Origin of the sequence: Geomonas silvestris, from assembly GCF_014193515.1 — a bacterium.
Lineage (GTDB): Bacteria > Desulfobacterota > Desulfuromonadia > Geobacterales > Geobacteraceae > Geomonas > Geomonas silvestris.
In genome coordinates this window covers 1-1,253 of sequence record NZ_BLXX01000034.1, presented here as the reverse complement: position 1 = coordinate 1,253, position 1,253 = coordinate 1, and the positions used below count along the sequence as shown (strand labels likewise).

Below are 1,253 nucleotides of genomic sequence, written 5' to 3'. Positions count from 1 at the left end.
TGGATCTTCCCCGATCTTGTGGACAGTCCGAAAAGCTGCTAAAACCGGCAGCACGGAGGGACTGTCATGGCAAAGAAGAGGAAGACGTATTCCAGGGAATTCAAGGTTGAAACGGTTAAGCTCATCACCGAGCAGAGCGAGAGCGTGAGCCAGGTTGCTCTCGATATGGGCATTCACGAGAACACCCTCTACAAGTGGATCCGAGAGCTGTCAGCCAAGCCAGAGGCTGCATTTCCGGGCAAAGGGCATATGATCTCTGAAGCCGAAGAGTTGCGCCAGCTCAAGAAAGAAAACGAGCGGTTGAAGATGGAGCGCGACATACTAAAAAAAGCAATGGCCATCTTCTCTCAAGACCAGAAGTAGTCTTTCCGCTGATCTGTCACCTTCAGGCAGAGTTTCCGGTCTCTGTTCTTTGTGATGTGCTCGATGTCTCGAGAAGTGGCTACTACGCGTGGCTACGTAGACCCGAGAGCAAACGAAAAGCCGAAGACAAAGCGCTGTCCGAGGTGATCAAGGAGATCCACAAGGAAAGCAATGGCGAGTACGGCAGCCCTAAGGTTCACGGGGAGTTACGCCGTCGCGGTACTCGCTGCGGGCATAATAGGGTTGCCCGCCTGATGAGAAGAGATGGCCTGAAAGCCAAAACGATCCGTAAATTCAAGGCAACCACCAATTCCGACCATAAGCTCCCGGTTGCCGGAAACCTGCTCAACCGTGACTTCTCGCCAGATGCACCGAACAAGGCTTGGGTCGCGGATATCACTTACATCTGGACGAACGAAGGCTGGCTCTACCTTGCGGTTGTCATTGACCTTTTCTCGCGGGCCGTGGTTGGCTGGTCGATGTCGGAGCGCATGACGCGATCTCTGGTAATTGACGCCTTCACTCTAGCTGTGATGCGACGGAATCCTCCGCGTGGTCTGATCCATCACTCAGATCGAGGGTCACAGTACGCGAGCAACGACTTTCAGGCACTTTTGGAGAAACACGGTGCCATCTGTAGTATGAGCCGCAAGGGTAACTGCTGGGACAATGCAGTTGCAGAGGGCTTCTTTGCCATACTGAAGAGAGCACTGGTCTTTCATCATCAGTACCAAACCCGTGATCAGGCTCGGCAAAGCATCTTTGACTACATCGAGCGGTTCTACAACCGCAAACGGATTCATTCCTCGCTGGGGTATCGGACCCCGTTCGAGGTCGATCAACTCAACCTAGCCGCTTAACCGACTGTCCACGAAATCGGGGCAATTCCA

At 53.4% G+C, this 1,253-nt stretch carries 1 protein-coding gene; it reads left to right on the top strand.

The genetic code is table 11. From position 1 onward, the window contains the following. The first annotated feature begins 66 nt into the window (after positions 1–66). Positions 67–1,223 (top strand): IS3 family transposase gene (locus GMST_RS22030; protein WP_183356856.1). Its coding sequence is split into 2 segments (ribosomal slippage): positions 67–330 and positions 333–1,223, totalling 1,155 coding nucleotides; the frame shifts between segments, so codons are not numbered across the junction. The last annotated feature ends 30 nt before the right edge of the window (positions 1,224–1,253 follow it).